The sequence below is a fragment of the Streptomyces sp. NPDC104761 genome, assembly GCF_055583445.1.
On sequence record NZ_JBVJNZ010000013.1, the window covers coordinates 131,712 to 146,108 of the forward strand.

Consider the following 14,397-nt stretch of genomic DNA (forward strand, 5'->3'; position numbering starts at 1 on the left):
GCCATCCGTTGGGAGGGATACGCCGGTTCGGCGGAGGCCGGGGCCTGTGGTGCGCCGGCGCGCCGGCCTCCGGTGCCGGGATCACGCGCCGGGCGGCTTGCTTCCTGTCGAGGACGCGTGCTCGATGGCGTCCAGCAGCCGGTGCCGCCTGCGGGCATAGGTGAAGTCGGGGACGGTGTGTGTCCCCTCCCGCAGGTCGCGGGCCAGGTTCGTGTACAGCGCCGCGACGTTCCTGGGCGGTCCGACAAGGCCCGGGGGAATGTCGGCGGAGTACCCGGCAGGTACCTCGATCGGCGATACCGACGTGTCGGTGCCGAAGCCGCCGTGCAGTGTGAGGTCGGCGACCTGGAGGTTCCCCCAGTCCGCTGTCAACACCAGGTCCCCGTCGGTGCCGTTGATCTCCCAGCGGAAGTTTTCGCCGCGAGAAGCGCCGCCGCGGTAGAACACGGAGGCGGCTGCGCCGCTGTCCAGGGTGCCGATGACGGAGATCTGGTCTGCGGCGGTCACCGGGACGACGGAGTTGCCGTCGTCGGTCACCGTGACCTCCGTGCGGCCGAGGACGAGATTCGCCGACAGGTGGGCGAACTCCCCGAGGATGACGTTCAGCGCGTCGATGGTGTGGAGTGCCGCGGCGGTCAGGGGGGTGGCGCCCTGGGTGCGGTCGTACCAGTACGCGTGGGCGCGGGTGGTCTGTCCGCCCCAGACCATGCCCGAGCCCACCAGAGTGGTGCCGAGGATGCGGCCGATCCGGCCGTCCTCGATCAGCTTGCGCGCGTAACGCAGTTCGGGGTGGTAACGACCCTGCAGCCCTGCGGCGGTGCGCACACCGGCGGCCTCGGCGCGCAGGGTCAGCTCGGACGCCTCCGCCGTGTTCAGGGCGATTGGCCACTCGGCGTAGACCGTCTTGCCGGCGTCGATCGCCGCGGAGATCAGCTCCCGGTGGTGCGGGACCTTGACGGCCACGACCACGACATCGACGCCCGGGTGGGCGAGGAGGCCGGAGTGGTGGTCGAAGGCGGCCTCGACTTCGAACGCCTTGGCCGCCGCTCGGGCGGACTCCAGGCGGGAGGTGCTTATGGCGCGCAGTTCGAAGTCCGGATGTGCTTTGAGGGCGGGCACGTGGCTGAGGGAGGCCCAACCTGCCTGGCCGGCACCGATGATGCCGACACCGATGGGGTTCTTCATGTCATGGCTCCTATGTGGTCGTGGGGTCACTTCTTCGGCGCGGCGGCCGGGGGAGTCGAGGTGGGGACGGTGCCGTGCCGCCCGAAGCCGGGTGTCGAGGGCCGTACGGCGTGCGGCGTGGGTCGTGGGGGTTACGAGGGTCCGGACTCCGTGGCCGGGAAGGTCCGGTGTGGCAGAGTCAAACCTATGTGGAACGAAGAGTCAAAAAAATCTCCGGAATCCGAAGGTGGCGAGGGTCACGGGAGAAAATGGACCGTTCGTTCCTGATAGGTGTAGGGTCCCGCCTATGGCACGCGTCAGGGAGTTCGACACCGACAGGGCGGTGGAGGCGGCGATGAACGCCTTCCGCCGCAAGGGCTTCGAGGGCACGTCGGTGCAGGACCTGGTCGACGCGACCGGGGTGGGCCGCGGTTCGCTGTACGCGGCCTTCGGCAGCAAGGAAGGCCTCTACCTCGCGGCCATGGACCGCTACCGGGAGCGCCATGCCCTGCCCTTGGTCGAGGTGTTGCGTCAGGGCGCCCCGGGGCGTGAACTGCTGCGAGAGGCCCTGGTCGCGGCGGTGGACGAGATCGCTCGCGACGGCAGCCGCCGGGCCTGCCTGATCGTCGGTGCCGCCATGGAGCGGATCGCGCACGACCCGCAGGTCGCCGCCCATGTGCGGTCGACGACGGAGTTGCTGGAGGACGCGCTGGCCGAGGTCGTCGCGGAGGCGCAGGCGGCCGGGCAGCTCTCCGGCAGGCGCGACGCGCGTGACCTCGCCCGGTACCTGGCCGTGACTTTGCACGGTCTGCGGGTCATGGGTGCCATCGCCCCCGACCGGGACGCGCTGATGGCCGTCGTCGACGTCGCCCTGGATGCCCTCGACTGAACGCAGGAATGATCAGTCAAAAAATTTTTCGGTCTCCCGTGGGTACGCGCTTCCCGCCGCTTGGGCTGTGGGCCCGAGAGCGCCCTGGTCGTCCAGCAGTTACACACGGATCGGGTCCTGCTCCGAGAAGGTGCGCGGCTCCGGCATCGTGACGTCCCCTTGCTCCCGGTATCCCGTCCGCCGGGGCCGGTCGCACCAGGGGCGACCGGCCCACTTGCCTCACCGGTGGTGTGCGCCGGCCGCGGACGGTGTCAGACGGTCGTGCCGGCGCCGTACGGGGCGTACAGGTCCAGCAGCCGTTTCCGGGCCGCGCGCAGACGGTGCGCGAGCACCTGGCCCACCCACAGGCTGACCGCGTTGCCCAGCGCCGGATCCTCCCGGCACAGGGCCAGGACGGTCGCGGCGTCGAACTCGTAGGCGCGTACCGGTGTGGTGGCCTCGGCACCCAGGTGCCACACCGGGGGCGCGAACAGCCAGGACCAGCCGATGAGCTCGTTGTGTCCGAGGCTCTCTATGACGGCCGCACGGCGGCCCGGGACGTGCAGGTCGAGTTCGACGCGGCCGGTGCGGATGATCCAGAACCGGTCGGCGTGACCGCCCTCCTCGAAGAGCCGCGTGCCCTGCGGGAAGGCGACCTCCCGGGCGAGGCGCATCAGCTGCCGCTGCCGGTCGGCGGGCAGGACGCGCGGCATGCTGAGGGTCGACGGGGTGTTCATGGCCTGCCTCCCGGGGCGGGACGTGGGTACGGGCTGCCACTGCCAGCGTGCGGTGCCGGGGCCGGGCCCGCCATGGGCCGAGCGGTCCCTCAGGTTCGGGACCTTCGGTACGGCCATGGGCCGGAAGGCCGTCCCCGCACTGCCGAACCCGGTCCCCGTCTCACCCGTCCGGCTGTGCCGCCAGCCACGCGCGGTAGGCCGTCACGGCCGTCGGCAGGGTCGGGAAGATCCGGTCGTGGCCGACCGCGTCGGCGAGGCCGTACGCCTCCAGGCTGTCCAGGAGGTCCTTCTTCACCCGGGCGAGTGCGAAGACGACACCGCGCGCGGTCAGTTCGCGGCGCAGGGCGTCCACCGCGTCGAGGGCGGTGATGTCGACCTCCACGTTGGCCTCGGTGTTCAGGACGAACCAGCGGACCGGTGTGGTCTGCTCGTCGACGGCCGCCAGGGCCCGGCGGTGGAAGTTCTCGGCGTTGGCGAAGAACAGGGGCGAGTCGTAGCGGTAGACCAGGAGGCCGGGGACCGTGCGGGCGGTGGGGTAGTCGTCGACGTCGTGCATGCCGGCCACGCCGGGTACCAGGCCCTCGACCGCGTCGTGCGGGCGGGCCACCCGGGTCAGCAGCTCGGCCACCGACAGGCCGACGGCGACCAGCACGCCGTACAGGATGTCCAGGGCGAGCACCCCCGCCAGGCAGCCGAGCGCGAGGAGCAGTTCGCGGCGGCGGAAGGCGGCCAGCCGGCGGAAGCCGGCCAGGTCGGTCATGCGGGTCGCCGCGTAGACGACCAGGGCACCGAGCACCGCCGCGGGCGTCCGGGCGAGCAGGGGGCTGAGGAAGAGCAGGACCGCGAGCACGAGGGCACCGGCGACCAGGGAGTACGCCTGGCTGCGGGCGCCCGCCGAGGTGGCCAGGGCGGTGCGGCTGGCGCTGCTGCTCACCGGGAAGCCGTGCACGACGCTCGCGCCTAGGTTGGCCGCGCCGAGCGCCAGGAACTCCTGGTCGGCGTCGAGCCCGGGCCCCTCGTCCGGACCGCGGCCGGCGAACGCGCGGGCGGTGAGGACGAAGTCCGTGTACGCCACCAGGAGGACGCCGAGCGCAGGGAGCACCAGGCGTGGCAGCTCGGCCGGGTCGGGCACGGCGAGGCCGGGCAGACCCGCCGGGACGGTGCCGATGACCCTGATGCCGTAACGGTCGTCGAGGTCGAAGGCCACCACGGCCGCCGTGCCCAGCACCACCGCGAGCAGCGGGCCGGGGAGCACCCGGAAGTACCGCGTGACGACGAGGAGGAAGAGCAGTGTCGTCGCCGAGAAAACGACGGTCGCCGTACGGGCTTCGCCCAGGTGGGTGAAGAACGACCAGAGCTGGGGGAAGAACTCGGTCCCTGTCCCCGGTACGCCGGTGAGTTTGGGCAGCTGGTCCACGACCATGATCAGGGCGACACCGGCCAGGTAGCCGATCAGGACCGGGCGGGAGAGCAGGTCCGCCAGCAACCCCAGGCGGACGGCCCGCGCGACCAGGCAGAGCAGGCCGACCGTGGCGGCGAGGCCGGCCGCCAGGACGGCGTACCGGCCGGGGTCACCGGTGGCGAGCGGGGCGACCACGGTGGCCGTCATCAGGGCGGTCGTGGACTCCGGGCCCACCGACAGCAGCCGCGAGGAGCCGAACGCCGTGTACAGGGCCAGCGCGGGCAGGATCGCCCACAGACCGGCGACCGGGGGCAGCCCGGCCACCCCGGCGTAGGCCATGACCTGTGGCACCAGGTAGGCGGCGACGGTCACCCCGGCCAGCAGGTCGCCCTTCAGCCAGGCGCGCCGGTAGCCGAGCAGCGAGACGAGTCCGGGCACGAGCCGGTGCCACGCCGGGCGTCCGCCACTGCCGTGGGTCATGCGCCGCCTTCCGTCCGGTGGTCCCGCAGTCCGTGATCCGTCGGTACCTGCCTTCGGCATCCGGCGCCCGGGGCCGCCCCGGTGCCGTCGGCCGTACCGCCGGCCCCCGCATGGGCCGGGCGGCCCCGGTCCGGGACCTGTGGCCCCTGCCCGCCTGACCTCCCGGACCCGACGCTTGAACCGGATCCGCCGAAGGAGCCCGGCGCGATCCCTCGGACCAGGAGACCAGGAGACCAGGAGACCCTCAGGAGACCGTGAGGTGATGATCATGCTTCGCACCGCCACCGCGGCACTCGCCGGCCCGGCCGGGGGCCGCCCGGCGGCGCCGTTCGGGGACCCGCTCGCTCAGAGGCTTGCCGCGTGATCGGGAACGTAGGTCTGCAGATCCCTGGGCGGCCGCTCGTAGCCGGTCGACGGTGGGCGCTTCGGGAGTTCCAGCACCGGCGGCGGCACGTCGTGGTACGGCACGGTCGACAGCAGGTGGGCCATCATGTTCAGCCGGGCCCGGCGCTTGTCGTCGCTCTCCACGACGTACCAGGGTGCGTCCGAGACGTCCGTGTGGACCAGCATCTCGTCCTTCGCCCGGGAGTACGCCTCCCAGTGGGTGATCGACTCCAGGTCCATCGGCGAGAGCTTCCAGCGCCGCAGTGGATCGTCGAGGCGCTTGCGGAACCGGTCCTGCTGCTCGGTGTCGCTCACCGAGAACCAGTACTTGCGCAGCAGGATCCCGGACTCCACCAGCATCCGCTCGAAGATCGGGCAGTGCCGCAGGAAGAGCTGGTACTCCTCCTTCGTACAGAAACCCATCACGCGTTCGACGCCGGCCCGGTTGTACCAGGACCGGTCGAACAGCACGATCTCCCCGGCCGCCGGGAGATGCTCCACGTACCGCTGGAAGTACCACTGGGTGCGCTCGCGCTCGGTGGGCTTCGGCAGCGCCGCGATCCGGGCGATCCGCGGATTGAGGTGCTCGGTCACCCGTTTGATCGTCCCGCCTTTGCCGGCCGCGTCCCGTCCCTCGAAGATCACTACAAGACGTGCACCCGTGGCCCGCACCCACTCCTGCAGTTTCACCAACTCGGTCTGCAGCCGGAGCAGTTCCGCCTCGTAAACCTTGCGCGGCAGCTCCGCCGCCTGCTTGCCGGCCATGCCGCCTCCACCGCCCGATGACCTACCCATGGAGCCACTCCGATGCCCAAGGTCGAACACCAGGACGCCACCGTACTGTCCGACGAGGAAGTGCGCACCCTGGACGCGCACTGGCGTGCCGCCAACTACCTGGCGGCGGGCCAGATCTACCTGATGTCCAACCCGCTGCTCACCGAGCCGCTGCGTCCCGAGCACATCAAGCCCCGGCTGCTCGGCCACTGGGGCACCTCACCGGGCCTGAACCTCGTGTACACCCACCTCAACCGGGTGATCCGGGCGCGCGGCCTGGACGCGCTGTGCGTGTGGGGGCCGGGGCACGGGGGCCCGTCCGTGCTGGCCAACTCCTGGCTGGAGGGCAGCTACAGCGAGACCTACCCCGACGTCCCGCGGGATGGGGAGGGGATGGGCCGGCTCTTCCGGCAGTTCTCCTTCCCCGGCGGGGTGCCCAGTCACGTGGCTCCCGAGACGCCGGGCTCCATCCACGAGGGCGGCGAGCTCGGCTACTCCCTCTCCCACGCCTACGGCGCCGCTTTCGACAACCCGGACCTGCTGGTCGCCTGTGTGATCGGGGACGGCGAGGCGGAGACGGGGCCGCTGGCCGCCTCCTGGCACTCCAACAAGTTCCTCGACCCGGTCCGTGACGGCGCCGTCCTGCCGATCCTGCACCTGAACGGCTACAAGATCGCCAACCCGACGGTCCTGGCCCGCCTTCCCGAGTCCGAGCTCGACTCGCTGCTGCGCGGCTACGGCCATGAGCCGATCCACGTCACGGGCGACGACCCGCACGCGGTCCACCGGGCGATGGCGGCGGCGATGGACGACGCGCTGGACCGGATCGCCGTGATGCAGCGCTCGGCGCGCGAGGAGGGGATCACCGAGCGGGTGCACTGGCCGGTGATCGTGCTGCGGACGCCGAAGGGCTGGACCGGTCCGGCGGAGGTGGACGGCGTCCCCGTCGAGGGCACCTGGCGGGCCCACCAGGTCCCGCTCGCCGGTGTCCGCGAGAACCCCGAGCACCTGCGGCAGCTGGAAGCATGGCTGCGCTCCTACCGACCCGAGGAACTCTTCGGCCCCGACGGACGGCCGGTCGCCGACGTGCTGGCCTGCGTCCCCGAGGGGGCGCGGCGCCTGGGCGCCTCGCCGCACGCCAACGGCGGGCTGCTCGTCCGCGACCTGCCCCTGGCCGACCTCGACGAGTTCGCCGTCCCCGTCGACAAGCCCGGTACGGCCCTGCACGAACCCACGCGGGTCCTCGGCGATCTCCTGGCCCAGGTCATGAAGGACACCGGGGGGCGAAGGGACTTCCGCCTCGTCGGCCCGGACGAGACCGCCTCCAACCGGCTCCAGGCCGTCTACGGCGCCAGCGGGAAGGCCTGGCAGGCCGCGCTGCTGCCGGTGGACGAGCACCTGGACCGGCACGGCCGGGTGCTGGAGATCCTCTCCGAACACACCTGCCAGGGCTGGCTGGAGGGCTATCTCCTCACCGGCCGGCACGGGATGTTCTCCTGCTACGAGGCGTTCGTGCACATCGTCGACTCGATGGTCAACCAGCACATCAAGTGGCTGAAGACATCGCGGGAGCTGGCGTGGCGGGCACCGATCGCCTCGCTCAACTACCTGCTCACGTCCCACGTCTGGCGCCAGGACCACAACGGTTTCTCGCACCAGGACCCCGGCTTCGTCGACCACGTCCTAAACAAGAGCCCCGAGGTCGTCCGCGTCTACCTGCCGCCGGACACCAACACCCTGCTCTCGGTCGCGGACCACGCGCTGCGCAGCCGGGACTACGTCAACGTCATCGTGGCCGGCAAGCAGCCCTGCTTCGACTGGCTCTCCATGGACGAGGCCCGCGTGCACTGCGCGCGCGGCGCCGGGATCTGGGAGTGGGCCGGCACCGAGGACGGCACCCGCGAACCCGACGTGGTGCTGGCCTGCGCCGGTGACGTGCCCACCCAGGAGGTGCTCGCCGCCGCCCAGCTGCTGCGCCGCCACCTCCCGCAGCTGGCCGTCCGCGTGGTCAACGTCGTCGACATGACCCGGCTGCTCCCCAAGGAGGAACACCCGCACGGGATGACCGACTTCGAGTACGACGGCCTGTTCACCGCCGACAAGCCGGTGATCTTCGCGTACCACGGGTATCCCTGGCTGATCCACCGCCTCGCCTACCGCCGCACCGGCCACCGGCACCTGCACGTGCGCGGTTACAAGGAGTCGGGGACCACGACCACGCCGTTCGACATGGTCGTCCGCAACGACCTGGACCGCTACCGGCTGGTCATGGACGTCATCGACCGGGTGCCCGGCCTCGGGGTCCGGGCCGCCGCCGTACGCCAGCAGATGGCCGAGGCCCGCACCCGCCACCAGGCCTGGATCCGCGAGCACGGCACCGACCTGCCCGAGGTCGCCGACTGGACCTGGAACGGCTGAACGTCCGCGTCCCCCGTTCCGGTCAGGCGACCGGAACGGAGGCGTCCCCGTCGGCGAGGGCCTCCGGGAGGCCGGGGTACAGCTCGAACGCGTCGCCCAGCCCCGTGCGGCGCAGCAGCCGGCGGAAGTCGTCGTCCGGCGTGACCAGGCGCAGTCTGCCGACGCGGTACCGGACCCGGTTGCGGGCCCGGCACAGGAGACCGAGGCCGGCGCAGTCGACGAACGAGACGGGACTCAGGTCGAGCACCAGATCGGGCGCCGCACCGGACGTCAGGTCGTCCAGGGCCACGGAGAGGACCGGAACCGCCAGGAGGTCGAGGTCGCCGTGCAGGGTCACGACGGTGATGCCCCCGTCGGTACGGGTCGTGCGGTACGTCGCGGACCTCGTGTGGTTGTCGGCCATGAGACGAGCGAAGTCCAGCCGGCGGGTCGCGCGGAAGGGCCGTTCGGCCCCTTCGGCGCCCCGGACGGCCCGTCCTGCGGTGCACCGGACGGCCTGGACCCCGTTCCGTGATCCCCGCCGCGGCTCCCGCGGTACTCCCCGTGAGCCCAGGCGGCGCGGAGCGACACCGCGGGGGACCGGTGCCGCTCCTGAGGCCAGTCTTCCCCAGCCCGTGCCCAGTGGCGGGTGCCGGTGGTCACCGGTTCGGGACCGGTCGGCCCTTACGCCCCGGGCGGCCCACCCGTTACGGGGGTTCCGTTCCGGTGCTGTCCGCCGCGCCGCGCTGACGCCCGCCGGACTTGCCCGATCCAGGTGCCCGGCGAGGTCGGCCCGCACTACCGTGGGCCTTTACCGGACCTGCCGGTGTACGAGTCGACGGGGTCGGGAGGAGCGCGGTGGAGAGCCATGAGGCGGCCCAGGTGCGGCTGCCGCAGCTCAGGCTGGACGAGCTGCTGGGGGAGCTGCAGGCGCGGCTGGACGCGGCGCGTGGGACCCGGGACCGGGTGCACAGCCTGCTGGAGGCGGTGCTCTCGGTCGGCCGGGAACTGGACCTGGAGCAGGCTCTGCGCAGCATCGTGGAGGCGGCGGCGGTGCTGGTGGACGCCGAGTACGCGGCCCTGGGAGTCATCGGGCCGGACGGCAGGCGGCTGTCGGCGTTCCACACGGTCGGGGTGACCGAGGAGGAGATAGCCCGGATCGGCCCGTTCCCGGAGGGCCACGGGATCCTCGGCGAACTGATCCGCGACCCCGAGCCGCTGCGCCTGGCCAAGCTCTCCGAGCATCCGGCCTCGTACGGCTTCCCGCCGAACCACCCGCCGATGAACTCCTTCCTCGGGGTCCCGATCCGGGTCCGCGACCAGGTCTTCGGCAACCTCTATCTGACCGAGAAGCGGGGCGGCGGCCAGTTCGACGAGGAGGACGTGGCGGTGACGTCGACGCTGGCGGTGGCGGCCGGCGTGGCGATCGACAACGCCCGGCTGTACGAGGAGTCGCGGCTGCGCGAGCGCTGGCTGCGGGCGAGCGCGGAGATCACGAACAGTCTGATGTCGGGCAGTCCGAGCGCCGAGGCTCTCGGACTGATCGCCGAGCAGGCCAGGGAGATCACCGGTTCGGCGCTGGCCGCGGTCGCGATCCCGATGACGGACACCGACTCGCTCACGGTGGAGATCGCCGTCGGTATGGACGCGGACGCCCACCGGGGGCTGGTGCTGTCGCTGGACAGGACGCTCATGGGTCTGGCGTTCGCCCGGGGTGCCCTGGTGACCAGTACGGACGTGGTCCATGACGAGCGGGTCTCGCCGGAGCCGCCGCGGTTTGCCGGGCTGGGGCCGGCGGTGGCCAGTCCGATCGGGACGGGTGAGGCGGGGGTGCGGGGTGTCGTGCTGCTGGCGCGTGAGGCGGGCCGGCCGCCGTTCACGGCGAAGGAGACCGAGCCCTTGCAGGTGTTCGCGGCGCAGGCGGCTCTCGCGATGGAGCTGGCGGAGCGGCGGCGGGACGCGGAGGAGATCGCGGTGCTCAAGGACCGCGACCGGATCGCGCGGGATCTGCACGACCTGGCGATCCAGCGGTTGTTCGCCACCGGGATGACCCTGCAGAGCGCGGGGCGTTTCATCGAGCACTCGGAGGCTGCGGAGCGGGTGCTGCGGGCGGTGGACGACCTGGACGAGACCATCAAGATCATCAGGTCGACGATCTTCGGGTTGCGGGCCCGGGAGGGCGGTGCGGGCAGCGGGCTGCGGGCGCGTGCGGTGCGGGTGGCCGGTGAGGCGGCCGCGGCGCTCGGGTTCGCGCCGAGCGTGCGGATGGAGGGGCTGCTCGACACCGACGTGCCCCAGGAGATCGCCGACCACGCGGTCGCGGTCCTGTCCGAGGCCCTGACCAACATCGCCCGGCACGCGCAGGCCGACCGCACGGAGGTCGTCCTGGCGACCGACGGGCGGGAGCTGGTCCTCTCCGTCCGGGACAACGGGGTGGGCATCCCGCCCGAGGGCCGTCGCAGCGGGTTGCGGAACATGGCGGAACGGGCGGCGGAACTCGGCGGCCGGCTGGAGTGGGACTGCCCCCAGGGGCCTGCGGGCGGGGGAACGACGCTGGTGTGGCGGGTGCCGGTCGTGAGGGAGCCGGGGCAGCCGTAGCAGCGGGCGGGCCCCCGCCGTACCCCGTCGGCCGTGCGGTGGCCCGGTCACTGCGCGGCGGCTGCCGCCTCCTGGGCGATCTGCTCGAACCGGGCGCCCATCGCCTCGGACAGCGCCTGCGCGGCCGACAGCGGACGCACCATCACCGTGAACTCGTCGATCTTCCCGTCCTCGTCGAAGTGCAGGAAGTCGCAGCCCTGGAGCCGCTTGCCGGCGACCGTGGCGGTGAACACGAAGGCGTGGTCGCGGCCGTCCGGGTTCGCTATCTCCCGTACGTAGGCGAAGTCCTCGAACACCTGCGACACCGCGCGCAGGATCGCGGCCGTGATCGGCTTGCCCGGGTACGGCTTGAAGGCGACCGGGCTGGTGAAGACGACGTCGTCGGCGAGCAGGGCGGCCACGGCGGCCATGTCGCCGCTCTCGACGGCCTTGCGGAAGGGGTGCACGGGGTGCGCGGAATGCATGGGTCCACCTCACCTAGTCAAAAAGTTGATTAGGTGCATGCTAGCGTGCTGCCATGGCTCTGCGGAATGCGCTGATGGCCGCCCTCCTGGAGGGAGAGGCCTCCGGGTACGACCTCGCGAAGGGATTCGACGCGACGGTCGCCAACTTCTGGACGGCGACGCCCCAGCAGCTCTACCGCGAACTGGAGCGCATGGAGGCGGACGGGCTGGTCGCCGCCCGCGTCGTCGAGCAGGAACGCAGGCCCAACAAGCGGCTGTTCTCCCTGACGGACGCCGGCCGCGAGGCGGTACGCGCCTACACGTCCGAGCCCCCCGGCCGGCCCGCGGTGGTCCGGGACGAGCTGCTGGTCAAGGTGCAGTGCGCGGACGCCGGTGACATCGAGGCGGTCCGGACCGCCGTCGCCGAGCGCATGGAGTGGGCCACTGCCAAACTCGCCCGCTACGAGCGGATCCGGCAGCGTCTCCTCGCCGGCCGGTCCGAGGAGGCGTACTTCGCCGAGACGGAGCGCATCGGCCCGTACCTCACCCTGCTGCGCGGGATGTCCTTCGAGCGGGACAACCTCCAGTGGGGGGACCTGGCCCTGCGGAGGCTGGCGCAGCGGGCCGAGCGACTTAGACAACAAAGTGAATAGGTGAGGTCGGCGGGGCGCCCGACCCCGGGGGCGCCCCGCAGCCGGGCCCGGATCAACAGACGGCGATCTCCGGCAGCCAGGCCGGGCCCCTGATGAAGACGTTGGTCACTCAGGACCCGTCGGCCGGCTCCGTCTCCTTACCGACCTCCTCCCTCACGTACCGCCGAGATTCACATCCGCGCCACCGGACCCTTCCCTGACGTTCGATGCCCTTGGAACACTCGCATCCGCGCACAATCCGCCCTGTTCCGGCCAACCCGTGCGTCAGGATGAGAGGTCGCTCACCCATGTCCGAAGTCAACCGGCGCCGATTCCTTCAACTGGCCGGCGCCACCACGGCGTTCACCGCGCTGTCCAGCAGCATCCAGCGCGCCGCCGCACTGCCCGCGAACCACCGCACCGGGTCGATCGAGGACGTCGAGCACATCGTCGTCCTGATGCAGGAGAACCGGTCGTTCGACCACTACTTCGGCACCCTCAGCGGCGTCCGCGGCTTCGGTGACCCCCGCCCGGTCACCCAGAACAACAAGTCCGTGTGGAAGCAGTCGAACGGCACGAAGGACGTCCTGCCCTTCCACCCGGACGCCGACGACCTGGGCCTCGCCTTCATCCAGGACCTCCCGCACGGCTGGAACGACACGCACACCGCCGTCGACGCCGGCAAGTACGACAAGTGGGTGCCGGCCAAGGGCACCACGACGATGGCGTACCTGAACCGCGACGACATACCGTTCCACTACGCGCTCGCCGACGCCTTCACCATCTGCGACGCCTACCACTGCTCGTTCATGGGCTCCACCGACCCGAACCGCTACTACTTGTGGACGGGTTACACCGGCAACGACGGCCAGGGCGGCGGCCCGGTCCTCGGCAACGACGAGGCCGGCTACAGCTGGACCACGTACCCGGAGCGCCTGGAGAAGGCCGGCGTCTCCTGGAAGATCTACCAGGACGTCGGCGACGGCCTGGACGCGGCCGGCGGCTGGGGCTGGATCCAGGACGCCTACCGCGGCAACTACGGCGACAACTCGCTGCTCTACTTCAAGCAGTACCAGAACGCCCAGCCCGGCGACCCGCTGTACGACAAGGCCCGCACCGGCACCGACGCCACCAAGGGCGAGGGCTTCTTCGACCAGCTGAAGGCCGACGTCAAGGCGGGCAAGCTGCCGCAGATCTCCTGGGTCGTCGCCCCCGAGGCCTTCACCGAGCACCCCAACTGGCCCGCGAACTACGGCGCCTGGTACGTCTCCCAGGTCCTCGACGCGCTCACCGCCGACCCGAAGGTGTGGGCGAAGACGGCCGTGTTTATCACGTACGACGAGAACGACGGCTTCTTCGACCACCTGATCCCGCCGTTCCCGCCGGCCTCCGCCGCGCAGGGCAAGTCCACGGTCGACCCGGCCCTGGACCTCTTCGCGGGCAACGCGAGCCACCCCGCCGGCGCCTACGGCCTCGGCCAGCGCGTCCCGATGCTGGTCGTCTCCCCGTGGAGCAAGGGCGGCTTCGTCTGCTCCGAGACGCTCGACCACACCTCGATCATCCGGTTCATGGAGGCCCGTTTCGGCGTCCACGAGCCCAACATCTCGCCCTGGCGGCGTGCCGTCACCGGCGACCTGACCTCGGCGTTCGACTTCTCCCGCAAGGACACCAAGCCGGTCGCGCTGCCCGCCACGGACGGCTACCGGCCGCCGGACGGCAACCGCCACCCCGACTACGTGCCCACCCCGCCGGCCAACCCCGCGCTGCCGAAGCAGGAGCGCGGCTCCCGTCCCACCCGGCCGCTGAAGTACGCCCCGCTGGTGGACGGCGCGCTGGACGCGGCGGCCGGCAGGTTCACGCTCACCTTCGCGTCCGGCGCGCAGGCCGGTGCCGCCTTCCTGGTGACCTCCAACAACCGCTCCGACGGCCCCTGGAGCTACACCACCGAGGCGGGCAAGACCGTCTCCGACACCTGGAACTCGGTGTACTCGGGCGGCTCCTACGACCTGACCGTGCACGGCCCGAACGGCTTCCTGCGCGGCTTCCAGGGCCCTGGCAAGGTGGCGGGACCCGAGGTCACCGCCCGGCCGCACGGCGACGACATCGAGCTGACCTTCACCAACAAGGGCAGCGGCACGGTGAAGCTGGCGGTGGCCGACGGGTACGGCGGCCGGGGGCGGACGTTCACGGTGCGCGCCGGGGCCGTCGTGACGCACATCGTGCACCTCAACCACAGTGAGCGGTGGTACGACCTGACGGTGACGTCGGAGGCGGACGCGAGCTTCGTGCGGCGGTTCGCCGGGCATGTCGAGAACGGGGAGCCGGGGGTCAGCGACCCGGCGATCATCACGGTGTGAGAGCGCGACCAAGGGGTGTGGGGACTGCTGTCAGGCGGCTGTGGGTGGTTCGTGGCCGGGGGGGGGGGGGGGGGGGGGGGGGGGGGGGGGGGGGGGGGGGGGGGGGGGGGGGGGGGGGGGGGGGGGGGGGGGGGGGGGGGAGGAGGAAGGAAGAAAAAGTG

At 71.7% G+C, this 14,397-nt stretch carries 11 protein-coding genes; 5 read left to right on the plus strand and 6 right to left on the minus strand.

Annotated elements, in window-relative coordinates:
- Window positions 1-81: 81 nt before the first annotated feature.
- Entirely contained in the window at window positions 82-1,185 is a 1,104-nt protein-coding gene (locus tag ACZ63F_RS31090; protein ID WP_469715944.1) for a Gfo/Idh/MocA family protein, read from the minus strand.
- 286 nt (window positions 1,186-1,471) lie between these two features.
- Here ACZ63F_RS31090 and ACZ63F_RS31095 point away from each other — a divergent pair, with 286 nt between their 5' ends.
- Window positions 1,472-2,053, plus strand: coding sequence for a TetR/AcrR family transcriptional regulator (locus tag ACZ63F_RS31095; RefSeq protein ID WP_469715947.1), 582 nt, complete (start codon window positions 1,472-1,474; stop codon window positions 2,051-2,053).
- 251 nt (window positions 2,054-2,304) lie between these two features.
- Here ACZ63F_RS31095 and ACZ63F_RS31100 read toward each other — a convergent pair whose 3' ends face one another.
- The 3 genes from ACZ63F_RS31100 to ppk2 form a co-directional block, all read right to left on the minus strand.
- Window positions 2,305-2,769 carry a Crp/Fnr family transcriptional regulator gene (locus tag ACZ63F_RS31100; protein WP_469715948.1) on the minus strand — a complete coding sequence of 155 codons (465 nt, stop codon included), beginning with the start codon at window positions 2,767-2,769 and terminating at the stop codon, window positions 2,305-2,307.
- A 160-nt stretch (window positions 2,770-2,929) separates the two neighbouring features.
- Entirely contained in the window at window positions 2,930-4,651 is a 1,722-nt protein-coding gene (locus ACZ63F_RS31105) for a SulP family inorganic anion transporter (RefSeq protein ID WP_469715951.1), read from the minus strand.
- Window positions 4,652-4,996: 345 nt separating this feature from the next.
- Window positions 4,997-5,800 carry a polyphosphate kinase 2 gene (gene ppk2, locus ACZ63F_RS31110; protein WP_469715953.1) on the minus strand — a complete coding sequence of 268 codons (804 nt, stop codon included), beginning with the start codon at window positions 5,798-5,800 and terminating at the stop codon, window positions 4,997-4,999.
- Between the two features lie 42 nt (window positions 5,801-5,842).
- Here ppk2 and ACZ63F_RS31115 point away from each other — a divergent pair, with 42 nt between their 5' ends.
- Window positions 5,843-8,227, plus strand: a complete 2,385-nt coding sequence (locus ACZ63F_RS31115; RefSeq protein ID WP_469715955.1) for a phosphoketolase family protein — start codon at window positions 5,843-5,845, stop codon at window positions 8,225-8,227.
- Window positions 8,228-8,249: 22 nt separating this feature from the next.
- On the opposite strand, the gene ACZ63F_RS31120 is transcribed toward ACZ63F_RS31115, so the two are convergent.
- Window positions 8,250-8,630, minus strand: a complete 381-nt coding sequence (locus ACZ63F_RS31120) for an STAS domain-containing protein (RefSeq protein ID WP_469715957.1) — start codon at window positions 8,628-8,630, stop codon at window positions 8,250-8,252.
- Between the two features lie 434 nt (window positions 8,631-9,064).
- Here ACZ63F_RS31120 and ACZ63F_RS31125 point away from each other — a divergent pair, with 434 nt between their 5' ends.
- Window positions 9,065-10,804, plus strand: a complete 1,740-nt coding sequence (locus tag ACZ63F_RS31125; RefSeq protein WP_469715959.1) for a GAF domain-containing sensor histidine kinase — start codon at window positions 9,065-9,067, stop codon at window positions 10,802-10,804.
- 47 nt (window positions 10,805-10,851) lie between these two features.
- Here ACZ63F_RS31125 and ACZ63F_RS31130 read toward each other — a convergent pair whose 3' ends face one another.
- Window positions 10,852-11,250, minus strand: a complete 399-nt coding sequence (locus ACZ63F_RS31130; RefSeq protein ID WP_469716255.1) for a nuclear transport factor 2 family protein — start codon at window positions 11,248-11,250, stop codon at window positions 10,852-10,854.
- A gap of 71 nt (window positions 11,251-11,321) precedes the next feature.
- Here ACZ63F_RS31130 and ACZ63F_RS31135 point away from each other — a divergent pair, with 71 nt between their 5' ends.
- Complete coding sequence (locus ACZ63F_RS31135; protein ID WP_469715963.1) at window positions 11,322-11,900, plus strand: PadR family transcriptional regulator; 579 nt, start codon at window positions 11,322-11,324, stop codon at window positions 11,898-11,900.
- A gap of 287 nt (window positions 11,901-12,187) precedes the next feature.
- Window positions 12,188-14,236, plus strand: a complete 2,049-nt coding sequence (locus ACZ63F_RS31140; RefSeq protein ID WP_469715967.1) for a phosphocholine-specific phospholipase C — start codon at window positions 12,188-12,190, stop codon at window positions 14,234-14,236.
- Window positions 14,237-14,397: the final 161 nt, after the last annotated feature.

Bases quoted from the DNA above. Each gene is read 5' to 3' on its own strand.
- ACZ63F_RS31090 (WP_469715944.1), bottom strand. From the start codon at position 1,185: ATGAAGAACCCCATCGGTGTCGGCATCATCGGTGCCGGCCAGGCAGGT.
- ACZ63F_RS31095 (WP_469715947.1), top strand. From the start codon at position 1,472: ATGGCACGCGTCAGGGAGTTCGACACCGACAGGGCGGTGGAGGCGGCG.
- ACZ63F_RS31100 (WP_469715948.1), bottom strand. From the start codon at position 2,769: ATGAACACCCCGTCGACCCTCAGCATGCCGCGCGTCCTGCCCGCCGAC.
- ACZ63F_RS31105 (WP_469715951.1), bottom strand. From the start codon at position 4,651: ATGACCCACGGCAGTGGCGGACGCCCGGCGTGGCACCGGCTCGTGCCC.
- ppk2 (WP_469715953.1), bottom strand. From the start codon at position 5,800: ATGGCCGGCAAGCAGGCGGCGGAGCTGCCGCGCAAGGTTTACGAGGCG.
- ACZ63F_RS31115 (WP_469715955.1), top strand. From the start codon at position 5,843: ATGCCCAAGGTCGAACACCAGGACGCCACCGTACTGTCCGACGAGGAA.
- ACZ63F_RS31120 (WP_469715957.1), bottom strand. From the start codon at position 8,630: ATGGCCGACAACCACACGAGGTCCGCGACGTACCGCACGACCCGTACC.
- ACZ63F_RS31135 (WP_469715963.1), top strand. From the start codon at position 11,322: ATGGCTCTGCGGAATGCGCTGATGGCCGCCCTCCTGGAGGGAGAGGCC.
- ACZ63F_RS31140 (WP_469715967.1), top strand. From the start codon at position 12,188: ATGTCCGAAGTCAACCGGCGCCGATTCCTTCAACTGGCCGGCGCCACC.